This is a genomic window from uncultured Sphingomonas sp., from assembly GCF_964237335.1.
Classification (GTDB): Bacteria; Pseudomonadota; Alphaproteobacteria; order Sphingomonadales; family Sphingomonadaceae; genus Sphingomonas.
This window is the reverse complement of record NZ_CAXSHM010000029.1, coordinates 22,391-40,027: the sequence shown is the minus strand read 5'-3', so window position 1 is coordinate 40,027 and position 17,637 is coordinate 22,391. Positions and strand designations below refer to the sequence as shown.

Genomic DNA, 17,637 nt, shown 5'->3' with positions numbered 1-17,637 from the left:
GCCGAAGATCTGGATGCCCGATGCCGCCCGGGCGAAGGGCACGCACTGGCCGACATAGTCGAGCAGCGACCCCGCGGTCGCCGGGGCGGCGGGAAGCGTGGCCGCGACGGCGGCGAGACACAGGGCAGAGAGGATCGCCTTCATGCGCCCGGCGTAGGGCGGTCGGGCTCAAGCGGCCGTTGCAATTGGTGGTTAACCGGACGGAAGTCCGTGGACGATCGTCTGCGCGACCCTCTTTCTTCTTTCGTCTATCCTGACCGTGTCGAAGCCTGTCCTGAGCTTCGCCGAAGGGGGCTGCCTGCTCTGATCCCGTTGGAGTTGAAGCGGGAAGAAGGGCATTGCTTCGACAGGCTCAGCATGGGCGGGGGACGAGACGTAAGGTCCCTAGCGTCCCTGCCGCCGGGCCATGAAGGCCAGCCGCTCGAACAGCATCACGTCCGCCTCGTTCTTCAGCAGCGCGCCGGCGAGCGGCGGGATTGCCTTGGTCATGTCGCGGTTCTGCAGCACGTCGAGCGGCATGTCCTCGTGCAGCAGCAGCTTGAGCCAGTCGATCAGCTCGCTGGTGGACGGCTTCTTCTTGAGGCCCGGCACCTCGCGGATGTCGTAGAACACGTCCATCGCTCGGTTGACGAGCAGCTTCTGGATGCCCGGAAAGTGCACCTCGACGATCGCCTGCATCGTCTCGCGGTCGGGAAACTTGATGTAGTGGAAGAAACAGCGGCGCAGGAACGCGTCGGGCAGCTCCTTCTCGTTGTTGCTGGTGATGACGACGATCGGGCGTTCGACCGCGCGCACCGTCTCGCCGGTCTCGTAGACGTGGAACTCCATGCGGTCGAGTTCCTGGAGCAGGTCGTTGGGGAACTCGATGTCCGCCTTGTCGATCTCGTCGATCAGCAGCACCGGCGGCGAGGGGCGCGTGAACGCTTCCCACAATTTGCCCCGGCGGATGTAGTTGCCGATCTCGTTGACGCGCGGATCGCCGAGCTGGCCGTCACGCAGCCGCGCCACCGCGTCATATTCGTACAGGCCCTGCTGCGCCTTGGTGGTGGACTTGACGCCCCACTCGATCAGCTCGGCACCCATCGCGCGCGCGATCTCATGCGCCAGCACCGTCTTGCCCGTACCCGGCTCGCCCTTGACGAGCAGCGGGCGGCGCAGCGTGACCGCGGCGTTGACCGCGACCTTCAGGTCGTCGGTGGCGACATAATCCTGCGTACCGTCGAAGCGTTTCATGTAAGCGGCGTAGCGCCGGCGAGGCGCCGCGCCAAGCGGGTGTTACCGTCCGCGAGCGGCCGCGCGTGATTCGAGCAGCTGCCAAAGTCCGCGATGCTGGGCGAGCACCTGTTGGCCGGCGAACAGCGCCGCGCGGCGGTGGCTCTCGACGATGCCGGGGTGCACGAACGCGTAGGGCTGGGGGACGACCCCGAAGCGCAAGGCCGCGACGTCGAGCAGGCGGTGGATCGCGACCCAGTCCAGCAGCAGCGCAGCGACCGCGCCGAGCGCGCAGCCCGCCCGGTCTGACCCCGCCAGCATGTCGAACGCATGGCGCTGACCGGAGATGGTGGCTTCCGCCTCCGCCTGGCCGGGCGTGGAGGGCAGGGGGCCGGCGGCGGCGACCAGCCCGGCGAGCCAGGCGCGCTCGGCCGCGAACGACGACGCGGCCTCCGGCAGCCAGTCGGGCACAGCTTCCGCCCGCGCGGCGGCGTGATCGACCAGGCCTGGGTGGTGCCCATGTAGGAGGCAGACAGCGTGGACCGCATCCGACAGGTGTCGCGTCGGGGCACGCGGCGCGCAGAGCGTGTCGACGTAGCTGCTCGACGCCGTCCCCTCATGCACCACCAGGCTCGCCAGGGACGGCGGCACGGCGGCGATCTGCTCGGTCTGGGTCAACATCGGCTCCCGCGACCCGCCACGGCGCTCATTGGGAACGCGCGGTGGGTCACTCGGACGGCAGTAGCGCCATCGACGTAAACATGAAGTTACGCATGACAGCGCACGCCGATCATTACCTGCCGTTCACCGCCCGCGGATCATTGGTCCAGGAATGACCGCATCTTGCGGCTGCGCGACGGGTGCTTGAGCTTGCGGAGTGCCTTCGCCTCGATCTGGCGGATGCGCTCGCGCGTCACCGAGAACTGCTGGCCGACCTCCTCCAGCGTGTGGTCGGTGTTCATGCCGATGCCGAACCGCATCCGCAGCACGCGCTCCTCGCGCGGGGTGAGCGAGGCGAGGACACGGGTCACCGTCTCCTTCAGGTTCGCCTGGATCGCCGCGTCGACCGGGATCACAGCGTTTTTGTCCTCGATGAAGTCGCCGAGGTGCGAATCCTCCTCGTCGCCTATCGGCGTCTCGAGGCTGATCGGCTCCTTGGCGATCTTCATTACCTTGCGCACCTTCTCCAGCGGCATGGAGAGGCGCTCGGCCATCTCTTCCGGGGTCGGCTCGCGGCCCTGCTCGTGCAGGAACTGGCGGCTGGTGCGGACCAGCTTGTTGATCGTCTCGATCATGTGGACGGGGATTCGGATCGTGCGCGCCTGGTCGGCGATGCTGCGGGTGATCGCCTGACGGATCCACCACGTCGCATAGGTCGAGAACTTGTAGCCGCGGCGGTACTCGAACTTGTCGACCGCCTTCATCAGGCCGATGTTGCCCTCCTGGATCAGGTCGAGGAACTGCAGCCCGCGGTTGGTGTATTTCTTGGCGATCGAGATCACGAGGCGCAGGTTTGCCTCCACCATCTCCTTCTTGGCGATGCGCGCCTCGCGCTCCGCCTTCTGGACCATGTTGACGATCCGGCGGAACTCTGTGAGCGCCATGCCGGTCTGCTGCGCGATCTCGCCGATCTCGATGCGGATGCGGTCGACGGCCTCGCCTTCATTCGTGACGAAAGCGGTCCACTTCTTGTCCATCTTGCCCATCGACTGCAGCCAACTGTCGTCCAGCTCGTGGCCGACGTAGCGGTCGAGGAAGTCCTTGCGCGGCACCTTGTGGCGCTCGGCGAGGCGCAGCATCTGGCCGCCCAGCGCCGTCAGCCGGCGATTGAAGGCATAGAGCTGGTCGACGAGATATTCGATCTTGGCGTTGTGGAACTGGACGCTCTCGACCTCGGCCGTCAGCTCCTCGCGCAGTTTCTGATACTTGCGCTCGTCCGACGCGGACAGCTCGTTGCCCGCGCTCATGGCGACGAGCCGCGCCTGCTGGATCTTGCCGAACTTCTTGTACAATCCCGTGATGCTGGCGAACCGTTCCAGCGCGATCGGCTTGAGCTGCTCCTCCATCTGCGCGAGGCTGAGGGTGTTGTCCTCCTCCTCGTCGTCGCTCGGTCGCGGCGCGCGACGCTCGGTCAGATCGTCGTCGTCGTCGGCGACGGCGACCTCCTCGGGCTCGGCCTCTTCCTTGAAGCTCGCGCCGGCGGTCTTCTCGCTGATCTCGCCGGTGTCGTCGTCCTCGGCGCCCTCGACCTGCTCCGCGGACGGGCCCTTGGACAGCATCGCGTCGAGATCGAGGATTTCGCGCAACTGCATCGTGCCCTCGTTGAGCGCGGTGGACCAGTCGATGATCGCGTTGAAGGTGATGGGGGATTCGCACAGCCCCAGGATCATCGTGTCGCGGCCGGCCTCGATCCGCTTGGCGATGGCGATCTCGCCCTCGCGGCTGAGCAGCTCCACCGCGCCCATCTCGCGCAGGTACATGCGGACGGGATCGTCGGTGCGATCGACCGTCTCCTTCTTTTTCACCTCCGCGACATGGGCGGTGACGTCGGCCTCGGCGGCATCGGGCTCGACCACGTCATCGTCGTCGTCGGCACGCGCGGGCTCGTCGCCGTCCTCGCCGGCTTCCTCGTTTTCGACGATGTTGACGCCCATCTCGTTCAGCGCGGACATGACGTCCTCGAGCTGATCGGACGTCATCTCGCCCTGCGGCAGCGCCTCGTTGAGCTGGTCGTAGGTGATGTAGCCACGCTTCTTGGCGCGCGCGACCAGCTTCTTGATCGCCTGATCGTTCAAGTCGAGCAGCGGCTGGTCGCCGCCCTCGATCACGTCTGTCTCGCCGCTTGCTGCCGCACCATTCGTTTTCGCCATCACTCGCCCTCGATACCCGTCACACGCGCGTCCTCGTTCGACTGCATCAGATTGGCAAGACGCTGCCGCAGCGTTTCGCGTTCCGTCACCAGTTCCACCTGCCGCTCGAACGCCTCGGCCGAGAAGCTCTCCTGCATCGCGGCGGTCGCCTCGATCAGCGCCGCCTCGACCTCGGGCGCCGCGACCATCACCGCGATCGCCTCATCGAGGTCGGCACGCGACCGTAGCGGATCGCCGTCACGCTGACAGAAACTATAGGCCAAGCGATCGGCTCGCAGGAGTTCGGTGGCAATCGAGTCAAATCCGGACGAGGCCAATATGGTAAGGAGCCTGTCGCTATCAAGCGCACGGTCCCGCAGCGCTACCTCCACGACCGCCTCGAACAGGCGGGCGAGCGCGCCGTCCGCCAGCCTGAGCGAGCCGAGCACCTCGATGTGGCGCGCGATCTCCGCCGGGTGGCGGATCAGCCCCGCCACCACCGCTTTGGCGAGGATCGGATCGATGCCACCCGAGCGCACCGCATGCGCGCCCGGATGGTCGCCGCCGGTCGGGGGGCGGGGGACGAACCGGCCGCCGCGCTGGAAGGGCTGGCGCGGCTCGAATGGGCGGTGCGGCTCGAAGGGGCGGCGCTGCGGCTTGAACTCGGCGTCGAAACGCTGGCGGAACTCGGATTGGTACTCGCTCCGGACGCTGGGGTCGGCGATGCCTTGCGCCAGTTCGTTCAGGCGATGGCGCAACCCCGCGCGCTCCTCGGGCGTCGTCACCGGCTGCGCCGTCAGCTCGTGCCGCCACAACCGGTCGGCCAGCCCCTGCGCCTCGGCCAGCAGCGCATCGATCGGCGCGCGCCCGTGCTTGCGCACCATGTCGTCGGGGTCCTGCCCGTCAGGCAGCGTCACGAACGACAGGCTGCGGCCCGGCGCGAGCATCGGCAGCGCGCGCGTGCCGGCGCGGATCGCCGCCCTCTGCCCGGCGGCATCGCCGTCCAGACACACGATCGGCACGTCGTGGACACGCCAAAGCCGTTCGAGCTGCGCCTCGGTCAGCGCGGTGCCGAGCGGCGCCACCGCCTCCTCGATCTCCGCCTGCGCGAGCGCGATGACGTCGAGATAGCCCTCGACGACGATCACCCGTCCGGCCTTGCGCGCGGCGGGCGCGGCGCGGTCGAGATTGTAGAGCGTCCGGCCCTTGTCGAACAACGGCGTGTCGGGAGAGTTCAGATATTTGGGCTCACCCTCCCCGATCACCCGCGCGCCGAACGCGATCACGCGGCCGCGCGGATCGCGGATCGGGATGGTCAGCCGGCCGCGGAACCGGTCGTACGGCTCCTTGCCCTCGACCTGGATCAGCAGCCCGGCCTCGACCAGCATCGCGTCGCCGAACTCCTTGAGCGCCGCGCGCAGCCTGCCGCGCGAGTCGGGCGCGTAGCCGAGCGCGAACCGCCGCCGCGTCTCGTCGGTGATCCCGCGCTTCTTCAGCAGCGCCTGCGCCGCACCGCCGTCCAGCCCGGCGAGCTGCGCCTCGAACCAGTCCGCGGCGGCCTGCATCACGTCGTGCAGCCCCTTCGCGCGCTCCGCCTTTTCCGCCGACTGCCGGTCTTGCGCGGGCATCTCCATGCCGGCCGCCTGCGCCAGCTCCTTCACCGCATCGATGAACGGCAGCCCCTGCTGCTCCGTCATCCACCGGATCGCGTCGCCATGCGCGGAGCAGCCGAAGCAGTGGTAGAAGCCCTTGTCGTCGTTGACGTAGAAGGACGGCGTCTTCTCGTTGTGGAACGGGCAACAGCCCCGGTGTTCGCGCCCGGCCTTCTGCAGCTTGGTGGTACGGCCGATGAGGGCAGACAGGTGGGTGCGGGCGCGGAGCTCGTCGAGGAAGGCGGGGGTCAGGGTCATGGGAGGGGCCGAGCTGGCTTCTCGACTGCGCTCGAAGCGAACGGCGTGATCAACTCCTCTCCGTTCGTTTCGAGCGAAGTCGAGAAACGCTCACGAGGTGGATGAGCGAAGTGAGATATGCGGGTCCAATCGCCCGCGATCAACGCCTCCTTCTTCGCGCGCGACCAGCCGCCCACCATCCGCTCCGCTTCCAGTGCTTCGATCCGCGATGGAAAATCCTGACTCCACACCAGCGTGACCGGCAGCCGGCTTGACGTGTAGCCGCATTCGCCGACGTGATGTTGACCGACACGCCGCTCGAGGTGATCGGTATGGCCAGTGTAGTAGCGGCCGTCCGAGCATCGCAGCATGTAGGCGTAAAAGGCCATTGGTTCCTGTCCCGAGCCAAGGGTCCTCCCGTATCGCATTGCGTGCGTCCGGTCACCGTTTCTCGACTTCGCTCGAAACGAACGGAAGTCGGGATGCCCTGAGACAAACTCAGGCGGAGCTACTGCGTAGCGAAATGCCTACCCCAACGCCGCCTTTACCAACCCGCTCGCCCTGCTCATATCCAGCGATGTCGCGTGCCGCGCCTTCAGCTCCGCCATCACCCGGCCCATGTCCTTCATGCCCGTCGCGCCCAGTTCCGCCTTGATCGCCTCGATCGCCGCCTTGGCGTCCGGCTCGCTCATCGCGGCCGGCAGGAAGCGCTCGATCACCGCGACCTCCGCTTCCTCGGCCTGTGCCAGTTCCTCACGGTTGCCCTGGCGGTACAGCGTGATCGACTCGCGGCGCTGCTTCACCATGCGTTGCAGCACCTCGACCACCAGTGCGTCGTCGTCGGGCGTGTTGCTTTTCGTCCGCTCCTCGATGTCACGGTTCTTGATCGCGGCCTGGATCAGGCGGGCGGCGGCCACGGTCTGCTTGTCGCCGGCCTTCATGGCGACGACGAGCTGCGTCTTGATATCGTCTCGGATCATGGGGCAGCCCTTAACACGTTGACGCCCCGATGGGCGGTCTTTAGCGAGCGGCGCTTAGCGACATCGCCGCCGACGACAAGGAGTGCCCGCCCGATCATGGCCGACGCCAACGCTTCGCATGTCCCGCCTTCAGGCGCGACCGGCTGCCTCGTGCTGGCATCGGGCGAGGTCGTGTGGGGCCGCGGCTTCGGCGCGGAGGGCGCGGCGGTGGGCGAGGTGTGCTTCCACACCGCGATGACCGGTTATCAGGAGATCATGACCGACCCGAGCTTCGCCGGGCAGATCATCACCTTCACCTTCCCGCACATCGGCAACACCGGCACCAACAGCGATGACGTCGAGGCGGACCAGCCGCATGCGCTCGGCATGATCGTTCGCGAGGACGTGACCGAGCCATCGAACTTCCGCAGCCACGAGCGGCTGGACGACTGGATGCGGCGGCACGCGCGCATCGGCCTGGCGGGCATCGACACCCGCGCGCTGACGCGGCGCATCCGCGGCCGCGGCGCGCCCAACGGCGTGATCGCGCACTCGGCAGCCGGGCAATTCGACGTGCCGGCGCTGCTGGCGCAGGCGCAAGGCTGGCCGGGGCTGGAGGGGATGGACCTGGCGCGCGAGGTCTCGACCGAGATGGATCGGGAGTGGGCGGGCGGCGTGTGGCGGCTGGGGTTTGGCTACCAGTCCCCGTCATCCCAGCGAACGCTGGGATCGCCAACCGGCGGGCGTGCCCACTCCGTGAGAGATCCTGACTTTCGTCAGGATGACGGAAGGGTGGTCCGCCCCCACGTCGTCGCGATCGATTACGGCTCCAAACGCACCATATTCCGCCAGTTGTGCGAGGCCGGCGCGCGCGTGACCGTCGTGCCCGCCACCGCCTCGTTCGACCAGATCATGGGTCTGGCGCCCGACGGCCTGTTCCTGTCCAATGGCCCCGGCGATCCCGCCGCGACCGCGGAGTATGCGGTGCCGGTGATCCGTCAGTGGCTAGCGACGGGCAGGCCGCTGTTCGGCATCTGCCTTGGCCACCAGTTGCTGGGGCTGGCGGTGGGCGCGACCACGACCAAGATGTTCCAAGGCCACCGCGGCGCGAATCACCCGGTCAAGCGGCTGGATGATGGTACCGTCGAGATCACGAGCATGAACCATGGCTTCGCGGTCGAGCGCGACAGCCTGCCCGCGACGGTGCGCGAGACGCACGTGTCGCTGTTCGACGGCAGCAACGCGGGGCTGGAACTGACCGACCGGCCGGCGTTCAGCGTGCAATACCACCCCGAGGCGAGCCCGGGGCCGCAGGACAGCTTGTATCTGTTCGAGCGGTTCGTGGAAATGCTGAGGTGAGACGCGACCGCCTCGTCGGCGCAGCGATCGGAGCAGGATTGACCTGCGTGACGTCGATAGCTGGGCTTCTCATACGTCAGGAACATCAATCTAATCAGCAATACCTTCTTCTTGAGCCCATGCCATCAGATCGACTGGGCACGTCAGATGTACCATTCACAGGCCAAAGTGCCGTAGGAGTAGCTATCCGTTGTCATGCCAACGCAGCGATGTTCTTGTTGGACGATCGGAACGGTATTGCGGCCAGCATGGCTGACAACAAAGCCGCGGTTTTGAATTGCCTGTTGCAGCACCGGGGCTCCCTGACTGCTCGTATATCGAACAAACGGTTAGCCTCTTCGGGAATTGTATTAGAGTAATGCCCAAACGCACTGACATCTCCTCCATCCTCGTCATCGGCGCGGGGCCGATCGTCATCGGTCAGGCGTGCGAGTTCGATTATTCGGGCACGCAGGCGATCAAGGCGCTGAAGGAGGAGGGCTATCGCATCGTCCTGGTGAACTCCAACCCGGCGACGATCATGACCGATCCCGAGCTCGTGGGCGAGGACGGGGCGACGTACGTGGAGCCGATCACGCCCGCCGTCGTCGCCAAAATCATCGAGAAGGAGCGGCCCGACGCGGTGCTTCCCACGATGGGCGGGCAGACCGCGCTCAACACCGCGCTCGCGCTGTTCCGCGACGGTACGCTGGCGAAATACGGCGTCCAGATGATCGGTGCCGACGCCGATGCGATCGACATGGCGGAGGATCGGCTGAAGTTCCGCGATGCGATGGATCGGATCGGGCTCGAATCCGCCCGCTCGGCGATCGCGCATACCGAGGCGGAGGCGCTGGCAGGGCTGGAGAAGGTGGGCCTGCCCGCGATCATCCGGCCGAGCTTCACCATGGGCGGATCGGGCGGCGGCATCGCGTACAACCGCGCGGAGTTCCTCCAGATCGTGCGCGGCGGGCTCGACCTGTCGCCCACCACCGAGGTGCTGATCGAGGAGTCGCTGCTCGGATGGAAAGAATATGAGATGGAGGTCGTGCGGGATCGCAACGACAACGCCATCATCATCTGCTCGATCGAGAACGTCGATCCGATGGGCGTCCACACGGGCGACTCGATCACCGTCGCGCCGGCGCTGACGCTGACCGACAAGGAATATCAGATCATGCGCAACGCGAGCATCGCGGTGCTGCGCGAGATCGGCGTCGAGACGGGCGGCTCCAACGTCCAGTTCGCGGTGAACCCCAAGGACGGCCGGCTGATCGTCATCGAGATGAACCCGCGCGTGTCGCGCTCCTCGGCGCTGGCGTCCAAGGCGACGGGCTTTCCGATCGCGAAGGTCGCGGCGAAGCTGGCGGTCGGCTACACGCTCGACGAGATCACCAACGACATCACCGGCGCGACGCCCGCATCGTTCGAGCCGACGATCGATTACGTCGTCACCAAGATCCCGCGCTTCGCGTTCGAGAAGTTCAAGGGCGCGACGGACACGCTGGGCACGGCGATGAAGTCGGTCGGCGAGGTGATGGCGATCGGCCGCAACATCCACGAGAGCCTGCAGAAGGCACTGCGAGGGCTGGAGACCGGCCTGTCGGGTTTCAACGTCGTCGACCATCTCGCCGGCGCACCACGCGCCGAAATCGAGGCGGCGCTGGCGACCGCGACGCCTGACCGGCTGCTGGTGGCGGCGCAGGCATTGCGCGAGGGCTTCACCGTCGCGGAGGTCCACGCGCTGGCGAAGTATGACCCGTGGTTCCTGGAGCGGATCGCGGAGATCGTCGCGGCGGAGGCCGGGGTGATGCGCGACGGCCTGCCGATCGACGCAGGCGGCATGCGGCGGCTGAAGGCGATGGGGTTCAGCGACAAGCGGCTCGCCTGGCTCGCGCTCAAGTCGGCGAACCTCCATGGCGGCATGGATCGCGGCATCGCGCGCAGCAGCGGCCTGATCCACGACGCAGTGGTGGCGATGACGGGCGGGGTTACCGAGGACGAAGTGCGCGCGCTGCGCCACCGGCTGGGCGTCCGGCCCGTGTTCAAGCGGATCGACACTTGCGCCGCCGAGTTCGACGCGAAGACGCCGTACATGTACTCGACCTACGAAGCGCCGAGCTTCGGCGAGCCCGAGGACGAGAGCGCGCCATCGGATCGCCGCAAGGTCGTGATCCTGGGCGGCGGGCCGAACCGGATCGGCCAGGGCATCGAGTTCGATTATTGCTGCTGCCATGCCTGCTTCGCGCTTGGCGCCAAAGGAACAGATGGGCCGGGGTACGAGACGATCATGGTCAACTGCAATCCTGAGACGGTGAGCACCGACTACGATACGTCCGACCGGCTGTATTTCGAGCCGCTGACCGCGGAGGACGTGCTGGAGATCCTGCACGTCGAGCAGTCGCGCGGGACGCTAGCGGGCGTGATCGTCCAGTTCGGCGGCCAGACGCCGCTCAGCCTCGCGCCCGCGCTGGCGGCGGCGGACATCCCGATCCTGGGCACATCGCCCGATGCGATCGACCTGGCGGAGGATCGCGAGCGGTTCGCGGCGCTGGTCGACAAGCTCGGCCTCAAACAGCCCGCCAACGGCATGGCGCGCAGCCACGCGGAGGCGACCGCGATCGCCGCGCGGATCGGCTACCCGGTGCTGATGCGGCCGAGCTACGTGCTGGGCGGCCGGGCGATGGAGGTGGTCGATGGGCCGGCGCAGCTCGACGATTATGTCCGTACTGCGGTGCAGGTGTCGGCGGAGACGCCGGTGCTGGTGGACCAGTATCTGCGCGACGCGATCGAGGTGGACGTCGATGCGATCTGCGACGGCGACGAGGTGGTTGTAGCAGGCGTGCTCCAGCATATCGAGGAGGCGGGCGTCCATTCGGGCGACAGCGCCTGTTCCATCCCGCCGTACAGCCTGTCCGCGGCGGTGATCGCCGAGATCGAGCGCCAGACCGAGCTGCTCGCGCGCGCACTGAACGTCGTCGGGCTGATGAACATACAGTTCGCGGTGAAAGATGACACTGTCTTCCTCATCGAGGTGAACCCGCGCGCGTCGCGCACAGTGCCGTTCGTCGCCAAGGCGATCGGCGTCCCCATCGCCAAGATCGCCGCGCGCGTGATGGCGGGCGAGAAGCTCGCCGACCTGCCGCGGATCGACCGGCACATCGCCTATTCGGCGGTCAAGGAGGCGGTGTTCCCGTTCAACCGCTTCCCGGGCACCGATCCGGTGCTGGGGCCGGAGATGAAGTCGACCGGTGAGGTGATGGGCATCGATCGCGACTTTACCGTCGCCTTCGCCAAGGCGCAGCTCGGCGCGGGGACGGTGCTGCCCGACGGCGGCACCGTGTTCATCAGCGTGAAGGGCGGCGACAAGCCGGTCGCGTTGCAGGCGGCGAAGCTGCTTGTCGGGCATGGCCTGCGCATCGTGGCGACGGCCGGTACGGCGGCATATCTCGAAGCGCACGGCTGTCCGGTCGAGCGGATCAACAAGGTGGCACAGGGCCGGCCGCATATCGTCGACCGGATCGTCGACGGCGGGATCGCCCTGATCGTCAACACGACGGAAGGGTGGCAGAGCCTGAAGGACTCGGCCGGCATCCGGTCGGAGGCGTTGGGGCGGCGCATCCCTTATTTCACCACCGCATCGGCCGCACTGCAGGCGGCGAACGCCATCGCCTCGTCCGCGCTGCGCAATCTTGAAGTACGGCCGCTTCAATCCTATTATGCCCGTTCGCGCGATTGATCCGATATCGGCGGGGGCATGCGGGCAGACCGACCGGTTTGCTCGGCAGGAAGTATTTGACGAAGGGCGGCGAGTGATGGCCACGGTCGAGAAGATGCCGATGCTGCAGGAGGGCCATGACAAGCTCAACTCCGACCTGAAGCGGCTGAAGCACGAACGTCCCGAGATCGTCGCGGCGATCGAAGAGGCTCGCGCGCACGGCGATCTGTCCGAGAACGCCGAATATCATGCGGCCAAGGAACGCCAGGGCCAGATCGAGGCGTCGATCGCCGATATCGAGGATCGCCTGTCGCGTGCGCAGATCATCGATCCGCGCGATCTGTCTGGCGACAAGGTCGTATTCGGCGCGACGGTGACGCTGCTGGACGAGGACGAGAAGCCCGTCCGCTATCAGATCGTTGGCCAGACGGAGGCAGACGCCAAGACGGGCCGCATCTCGTACAATTCACCGCTCGGCCGTGCGCTGATCGGGCGCAAGACCGACGATGAGGTCGAGGTGTCTGTGCCGGCCGGCGAGCGTTATTATCTGGTGTCGAAGGTCGAGTTCATCTGATTACGGGGGGTGTTGAAAAAGCCGGCAGTCTAGTTCGCTAAGCAATACCTAGTGAGCCACCAATAGCCGGCTAACGACCGTCAAAGCCCCGTCTCTGTGTTACGACAGGAAGACGACGCCCTTTAGTTGGCACCGCCAGCGATCATTCCGGGCTCGAGCAGCCTGTGCAGGTGGACGACGACATATTTCATCTCCGCATCGTCAACGGTCCGCTGCGCCGCCGAGCGCCACGCCTTCTCCGCACTGTCATAGTCGGGGAACACACCAACCACATCGATCGAGGCCAAATCCTCGAAGTCGAGGCCGCGGGGGTCGGTTACGCGACCCCCGAAAACGAAATGCAGTTTGCTCATGAGTTGGTAATCCGGTCGCGGCGAGACTATGTCCTTAGCGCGACCGGATCGGATTGCGAAGCCGCTACGCCGTCTTTCCGCGCGCGGCTTCGACCGCCGCCGTGCCGGCGCTCGTCGCCGCCTTGGTGAAGCCTTCGAACAGCTGGCGCGCCTGATCGCGTGCACCGTCCCGCGTCAGTCCTCGCGACTCCAGCTCAGACTTCCCGCTCTCCTTCGCCGCTGCGACGGCGGCGGCGGCCGTGACCGCGATCCGCTTGCCGACCGGGGCGAGCAGTTCACGCTCCTTCTGGCTGCGCGGTATCAGTGCCGCCGCGAGCGCACCGACCGCCAAGCCGCCGACGAGCACGCCGAGCGGGTTGGCCTCCAAGCTGTTCGCCGCCTGACGTGCCGCCTCGCGCGCGCCATCGCGGGACTGCTCGAACGCATGCTGCGCCTTGTCGCGGGACGAGGCAGCCTTGTTCGCGTCAGGCGTCTCGACCGCGGTGTCGCTGTTATGGTGTGACTTGGACATTGGAACCTCGTTTCTCGACAGGAAAAGGATCGATCAGTCGCCGCGGATCCGCGCGGCCCGCTTGGCGACATGACGGCGGCCGCGCCATCGCAGCAGGGGAATACCCAGCAGCAGCAGGCTGACAAGACCGCCGCCGATCGCCAGCCTCCGCGACTCGCCGTCCACGACCCGCCCAGCCGAGCGTCGCGCATCCGCGAGTTCACGGCGGGCTTCACGGACCAGCGTTGCGGGGCGCACACGCTCCTGAAGCGCGGCGACCGACCCGGTCAACCGAGTACGCGCCGCACGGGCATCCGCCTCCGCCTGAACTACACGGGCCTGCTGCGGTGTCACTTTGTCGCTCCAGGTACGGGTGCCAGCCGGCCCTTGCCGATGAAGGCAAGCAGGCCTGCCAACGCGAATACGATACCGACGACGATCAACGTCGCCCAGCCGGGGCCGACCAACGTCGCCAATGTCAGTATAAGCCCGACGAGCAACGCACCCAGTGCCTCAAGCACGAGCACGCCGGCGATTGCGAAGAAGACAACGGCGCCCTTGTAGGCCTGAGCCCGCTCGGCAGCTTTCGCCTTGTAGACGGCGACCTCGGCGTGCGCGACCTCGCGGGCATCATCGATCAGGCGGGAGACGAGAGCCGGAAGGGGCAATTCGCCCACGCCCTCGATGCCGGCAGTCGGAACGCGCGCCATGGATCAGGCGTCGCGCTGGTCGAGACCGGCCGAGGCCAACCTCGACACGACGAAGCCGAGCGCTGCAGCGACACCGATCGCTACGCCCGGGCTTTTGCGAACCAGCGCCCTCGCATCGTCGAGCAGGTCGTCGACTTTCTTGTCGCGTAGCCGATCGGCATAGCCTTGAGCCGTGCCGGCGGCCGTCCGGGCATAATGGCCGTATTGCTCACCGAGCTTCTCGTCGACCTGGCTGGCCGCATCGGTCAGCATCTGCGACAGCTGTTCGATCGCTCCCACCGCGCGCTCCTTGCCTTGATCGGCGAAGGTCAGCGCCTTCTCGCTGGCCTGCGACGACAGACGGGCGGCGCCGTCCTTCACCTGCTGCTTCGCCTCCGCGGTGCTCGCCGGGAGAACCGTCGCCGTCGGCGTCGCCGGACCGTCTTCGGGCTCGAACTCGGCTCCTGCCTCCTTCAGCGGCGCGGCGGGCACGAACTGCGTGTCGGCTGGCGGGGTCGCGTCACCGTCCGTCATCGGTTTCAGCTCGTTCTCATCCATCGCTCTGCTCCGTCTTGCCGTTCATATCGGTTCCACAACAAGCGTTCTCCCGCCCCGGTTCCATGCTCCGTACGCGCGATGCCGCCCGCGATTGCGCATGAGAGGTGGCCTCGCTAAGCCCCCACCGGAACCACTGGGGAGCCCTGCATCGTGACCGCCATCGTCGACATCCACGCCCGCCAGATCCTCGACAGCCGCGGCAATCCGACGGTCGAGGTCGACGTGCTGCTGGAGGACGGCAGCTTCGGGCGCGCTGCCGTGCCATCGGGCGCGTCGACCGGGGCGCACGAGGCGGTGGAGCGGCGCGACGGCGACAAGGCGCGCTGGGGCGGCAAGGGCGTCGACGGCGCGGTGCAGGCGGTCAACGAGGACATCGCGCAGGCCGTCGTGGGGTATTCGGCGGAGGACCAGGCCGATCTCGACCGGGCGATGATCGCGCTCGACGGCACGCCCAACAAGAGCCGGCTCGGCGCCAATGCGATCCTGGGCGTCAGCCTCGCGACCGCCAAGGCGGCGGCGGAGGCGCGCGGGCTGCCGCTGTACCGCTACGTCGGCGGCGTCGCGGCGCATGTGCTGCCGGTGCCGATGATGAACATCATCAACGGCGGCGAGCATGCCGACAATCCGATCGACTTCCAGGAGTTCATGATCATGCCGGTCGGTGCGTCCAGCATCGCCGAGGCGGTGCGCTGCGGATCGGAGATCTTTCACACGCTGAAGAAGGCGCTGTCGGAACGCGGGCTGTCGACGGGCATCGGCGACGAGGGCGGGTTCGCGCCCAATATCGCCAGCACCACCGACGCGCTCGACTTCGTGATGCGCTCGATCGAGGCTGCGGGCTATCGGCCGGGCGACGACGTCATGCTGGCGCTCGACTGCGCGGCGACCGAGTTCTTTCGCGACGGGCAATACCACATCAGCGGCGAGGGCCGCGTGCTCGATCCGCATGCGATGGCCGATTACCTGGTCGACCTCGCCGGCCGCTACCCGATCATATCGATCGAGGACGGCATGGCGGAGGACGATTTCGAGGGCTGGGCCGCGCTGACGAGCAAGCTCGGGCACAAGGTGCAGCTCGTCGGCGACGACCTGTTCGTGACCAATCCGGAGCGGCTGCGGATGGGGATCGACAAGGGCCTGGCCAATTCGCTGCTGGTGAAGGTCAACCAGATCGGCACGCTGACGGAAACGCTGGAGGCGATGGCGGTCGCGAGCCGCGCGGGCTACACGTCGGTGATGTCGCACCGGTCGGGCGAGACGGAGGACGCGACGATCGCGGACCTGGCGGTCGCCACCAACTGCGGCCAGATCAAGACGGGCAGCCTCGCGCGATCGGACCGGCTCGCCAAGTACAATCAGCTGATCCGGATCGAGGAGGAACTGGGCGACGCCGCCGTTTACGCCGGACGGACGATCCTGCGCGGCGACCGGCGCGCCACCGGGGCTTGATCCCGCCGCTGCGTCGGGTGACAAGAACGCAGGTTGGGTGAGGGCAGCGATGAAGCAGGCGTCGGGGCGACAAGGGCCAGGACGACAGGGGCCAGGGCGACCGGGATCGGGGCGAAACGCGGTGACCAAACGGCGGCAGAGCAGGGCCGTCGCGATGCTACGAAGCGCGATAGTGCCGGCGCTCGTCGTCGCGGTGATGGCGTTCTTCGGCGGCTATGCCGTGCTCGGCCGCAACGGTGCGCTCGCCTATGGCGACTACAAGCGGCAATTAGTGCGGCGGCAGGTTGAGTTCCAAGCGCTGGACAAGCAACGGACCGAGCTGCGCAATCGCGTCGCCCTGCTCGATCCGCGCCACGCCAACCCTGACATGGTGGACGAGCTGGCACGCAAGAAGCTGAACGTCGTCAATCCCGACGAGGTGATCGTCCCGCTTCAGTAACCGCCATCCTTCATGTCACAATCATCCTCCCCCGCTAGGGGGAGGTGGCCGACACTGCCGGACGGAGGGGGAGGGCTGGCTGACGTTTGACAATCCCTCCCCGAGCTTCGCTGGTCCGATTTCCGGGTCGATCGTGCCCCGCATGATCTTGAACGCGCGGGGCGCGTTCAACCGGGCACTCCCTGGCGAGGGAGGATTATTATCAATATCTATCTGCCCAGGAACGTCAGCAGGTCCTTCGTCAACCGGTCGCTGGCGGTGACGCTCAGCCCGTGCGGCTCACCGTCATATTCCACCAACTGGCTCTGCGCGATGCCGCGCGCGGCGGCGCGACCGGAGGCGTCGATCGGCACCGTCTTGTCGCCCGTCCCATGGACGATCAGCGTCGGCACACGGAACGCCGCCAGGTCGGGTCGAAAATCGGTGTGCGAGAAGGCTTGCGCGCAGGCCAGCGTCGGCCAGAGCCCGCCCATCAGAGCCATCGACGTCGCCCAGTCGATCACATCGCTGCTGACCGGATGGCTGACCAGCCCTACTCCAAAAAACGCCGGGATGAAGCTGTGGCGGAAGAAGTGCGCGCGATCCTTCTGGATGCCGGCACCGATCTGGTCGAAGGTCGACTGCGGAACACCATCCGGATTGTCCTGCGTCTGCAGCATGTACGGCACCACCGACGAGATCAGCCCGGCCGCGACCACGCCCTTGCCACCGTGCCGGCTCATGTAGCGCGCGATCTCGCCGCCACCCATCGAGAAGCCGACGATCGCCGCATCGCTGTCCGCGCCCGTCTCCTTCATGACGTCGGCGAGATCGTCGGCGAGCGTGTCATAGTCATAGCCTTTCCACGGCTGCGCCGACCGGCCGAACCCGCGCCGGTCATAGGCAATCGCCCGGAACCCGGCCTGCGCGAGCGCGAGCGCCTGCGCGTCCCAACTGTCGGCATTGAGCGGCCAACCGTGGGTCAGGATCACGGGCCGACCCGTGCCCCAATCCTTCACGTACAGGTCGGTGCCGTCACGCGTCTTGATGTAGGCCATCGGGTGTCTCCTCGTTCGTCTGGTCCAACGGCCCGCCCCGGCACGCCGTTCCGCCGCTGGCGCGCGCGGTCGCCATCTGCCAC

General features: G+C 67.0%; 18 protein-coding genes and 1 pseudogene. 5 read left to right on the top strand and 14 right to left on the bottom strand.

Features of this window, described 5'->3' with window-relative positions; translation table 11 throughout:
• From ACFE65_RS13525 to ACFE65_RS13495, 7 genes and pseudogenes are all read right to left on the bottom strand, one after another.
• Window positions 1-144 (bottom strand): annotated as a pseudogene (locus ACFE65_RS13525) (CHAP domain-containing protein); the annotation flags it as partial.
• Between the two features lie 240 nt (window positions 145-384).
• Window positions 385-1,233 carry an AAA family ATPase gene (locus tag ACFE65_RS13520; protein ID WP_375382890.1) on the bottom strand — a complete coding sequence of 283 codons (849 nt, stop codon included), beginning with the start codon at window positions 1,231-1,233 and terminating at the stop codon, window positions 385-387.
• Between the two features lie 42 nt (window positions 1,234-1,275).
• Entirely contained in the window at window positions 1,276-1,893 is a 618-nt protein-coding gene (locus ACFE65_RS13515; RefSeq protein WP_375382889.1) for a DUF6975 family protein, read from the bottom strand.
• Between the two features lie 137 nt (window positions 1,894-2,030).
• Window positions 2,031-4,082 carry an RNA polymerase sigma factor RpoD gene (gene rpoD, locus ACFE65_RS13510; protein WP_375382888.1) on the bottom strand — a complete coding sequence of 684 codons (2,052 nt, stop codon included), beginning with the start codon at window positions 4,080-4,082 and terminating at the stop codon, window positions 2,031-2,033.
• Window positions 4,082-5,971: a DNA primase gene (gene dnaG, locus ACFE65_RS13505; protein WP_375382887.1), complete on the bottom strand. Its 1,890-nt coding sequence runs from the start codon at window positions 5,969-5,971 to the stop codon at window positions 4,082-4,084. The genes rpoD and dnaG overlap by 1 nt, the downstream gene beginning before the upstream one ends.
• Window positions 5,968-6,339 (bottom strand): GIY-YIG nuclease family protein, encoded by a 372-nt coding sequence (locus tag ACFE65_RS13500; RefSeq protein ID WP_375382886.1) that lies wholly within the window; start codon window positions 6,337-6,339, stop codon window positions 5,968-5,970. Before ACFE65_RS13500 ends, dnaG begins: the two co-directional genes overlap by 4 nt.
• 138 nt (window positions 6,340-6,477) lie before the next feature.
• A complete protein-coding gene (locus ACFE65_RS13495) occupies window positions 6,478-6,930 on the bottom strand; it encodes a GatB/YqeY domain-containing protein (RefSeq protein WP_375382885.1) in 453 nt (150 codons plus the stop codon).
• Between the two features lie 96 nt (window positions 6,931-7,026).
• Here ACFE65_RS13495 and carA point away from each other — a divergent pair, with 96 nt between their 5' ends.
• A complete protein-coding gene (gene carA, locus ACFE65_RS13490) occupies window positions 7,027-8,268 on the top strand; it encodes a glutamine-hydrolyzing carbamoyl-phosphate synthase small subunit (protein ID WP_375382884.1) in 1,242 nt (413 codons plus the stop codon).
• 143 nt (window positions 8,269-8,411) lie between these two features.
• Here the strand turns inward: carA and ACFE65_RS13485 are convergent, their stop codons facing one another.
• On the bottom strand, window positions 8,412-8,561 hold the full coding sequence (locus ACFE65_RS13485) for a hypothetical protein (protein ID WP_375382883.1): 150 nt from the start codon (window positions 8,559-8,561) through the stop codon (window positions 8,412-8,414).
• A gap of 65 nt (window positions 8,562-8,626) precedes the next feature.
• On the opposite strand from ACFE65_RS13485, the gene carB reads away from it, so the two are divergent.
• Both carB and greA read left to right on the top strand, forming a co-directional pair.
• Window positions 8,627-11,986, top strand: coding sequence for a carbamoyl-phosphate synthase large subunit (gene carB / locus ACFE65_RS13480; RefSeq protein ID WP_375382882.1), 3,360 nt, complete (start codon window positions 8,627-8,629; stop codon window positions 11,984-11,986).
• Between the two features lie 76 nt (window positions 11,987-12,062).
• The gene (greA, locus tag ACFE65_RS13475) at window positions 12,063-12,539 is read left to right on the top strand and encodes a transcription elongation factor GreA (RefSeq protein WP_375382881.1); all 477 of its coding nucleotides are present in this window, start codon (window positions 12,063-12,065) and stop codon (window positions 12,537-12,539) included.
• A 122-nt stretch (window positions 12,540-12,661) separates the two neighbouring features.
• On the opposite strand, the gene ACFE65_RS13470 is transcribed toward greA, so the two are convergent.
• From ACFE65_RS13470 to ACFE65_RS13450, 5 genes are all read right to left on the bottom strand, one after another.
• On the bottom strand, window positions 12,662-12,892 hold the full coding sequence (locus ACFE65_RS13470; RefSeq protein ID WP_375382880.1) for a DUF4170 domain-containing protein: 231 nt from the start codon (window positions 12,890-12,892) through the stop codon (window positions 12,662-12,664).
• A 64-nt stretch (window positions 12,893-12,956) separates the two neighbouring features.
• Window positions 12,957-13,403, bottom strand: coding sequence for a hypothetical protein (locus ACFE65_RS13465; protein ID WP_375382879.1), 447 nt, complete (start codon window positions 13,401-13,403; stop codon window positions 12,957-12,959).
• A gap of 33 nt (window positions 13,404-13,436) precedes the next feature.
• A complete protein-coding gene (locus tag ACFE65_RS13460; protein ID WP_375382878.1) occupies window positions 13,437-13,736 on the bottom strand; it encodes a hypothetical protein in 300 nt (99 codons plus the stop codon).
• Window positions 13,733-14,092: a phage holin family protein gene (locus ACFE65_RS13455; protein ID WP_375382877.1), complete on the bottom strand. Its 360-nt coding sequence runs from the start codon at window positions 14,090-14,092 to the stop codon at window positions 13,733-13,735. Before ACFE65_RS13455 ends, ACFE65_RS13460 begins: the two co-directional genes overlap by 4 nt.
• 3 nt (window positions 14,093-14,095) lie before the next feature.
• Window positions 14,096-14,629 (bottom strand): hypothetical protein, encoded by a 534-nt coding sequence (locus ACFE65_RS13450; RefSeq protein ID WP_375382876.1) that lies wholly within the window; start codon window positions 14,627-14,629, stop codon window positions 14,096-14,098.
• 150 nt (window positions 14,630-14,779) lie between these two features.
• On the opposite strand from ACFE65_RS13450, the gene eno reads away from it, so the two are divergent.
• Complete coding sequence (gene eno, locus ACFE65_RS13445; RefSeq protein ID WP_375382875.1) at window positions 14,780-16,078, top strand: phosphopyruvate hydratase; 1,299 nt, start codon at window positions 14,780-14,782, stop codon at window positions 16,076-16,078.
• 154 nt (window positions 16,079-16,232) lie between these two features.
• Complete coding sequence (locus tag ACFE65_RS13440) at window positions 16,233-16,517, top strand: septum formation initiator family protein (protein ID WP_375382894.1); 285 nt, start codon at window positions 16,233-16,235, stop codon at window positions 16,515-16,517.
• Window positions 16,518-16,726: 209 nt separating this feature from the next.
• Here ACFE65_RS13440 and ACFE65_RS13435 read toward each other — a convergent pair whose 3' ends face one another.
• Entirely contained in the window at window positions 16,727-17,554 is an 828-nt protein-coding gene (locus ACFE65_RS13435; RefSeq protein WP_375382874.1) for an alpha/beta fold hydrolase, read from the bottom strand.
• Window positions 17,555-17,637: the final 83 nt, after the last annotated feature.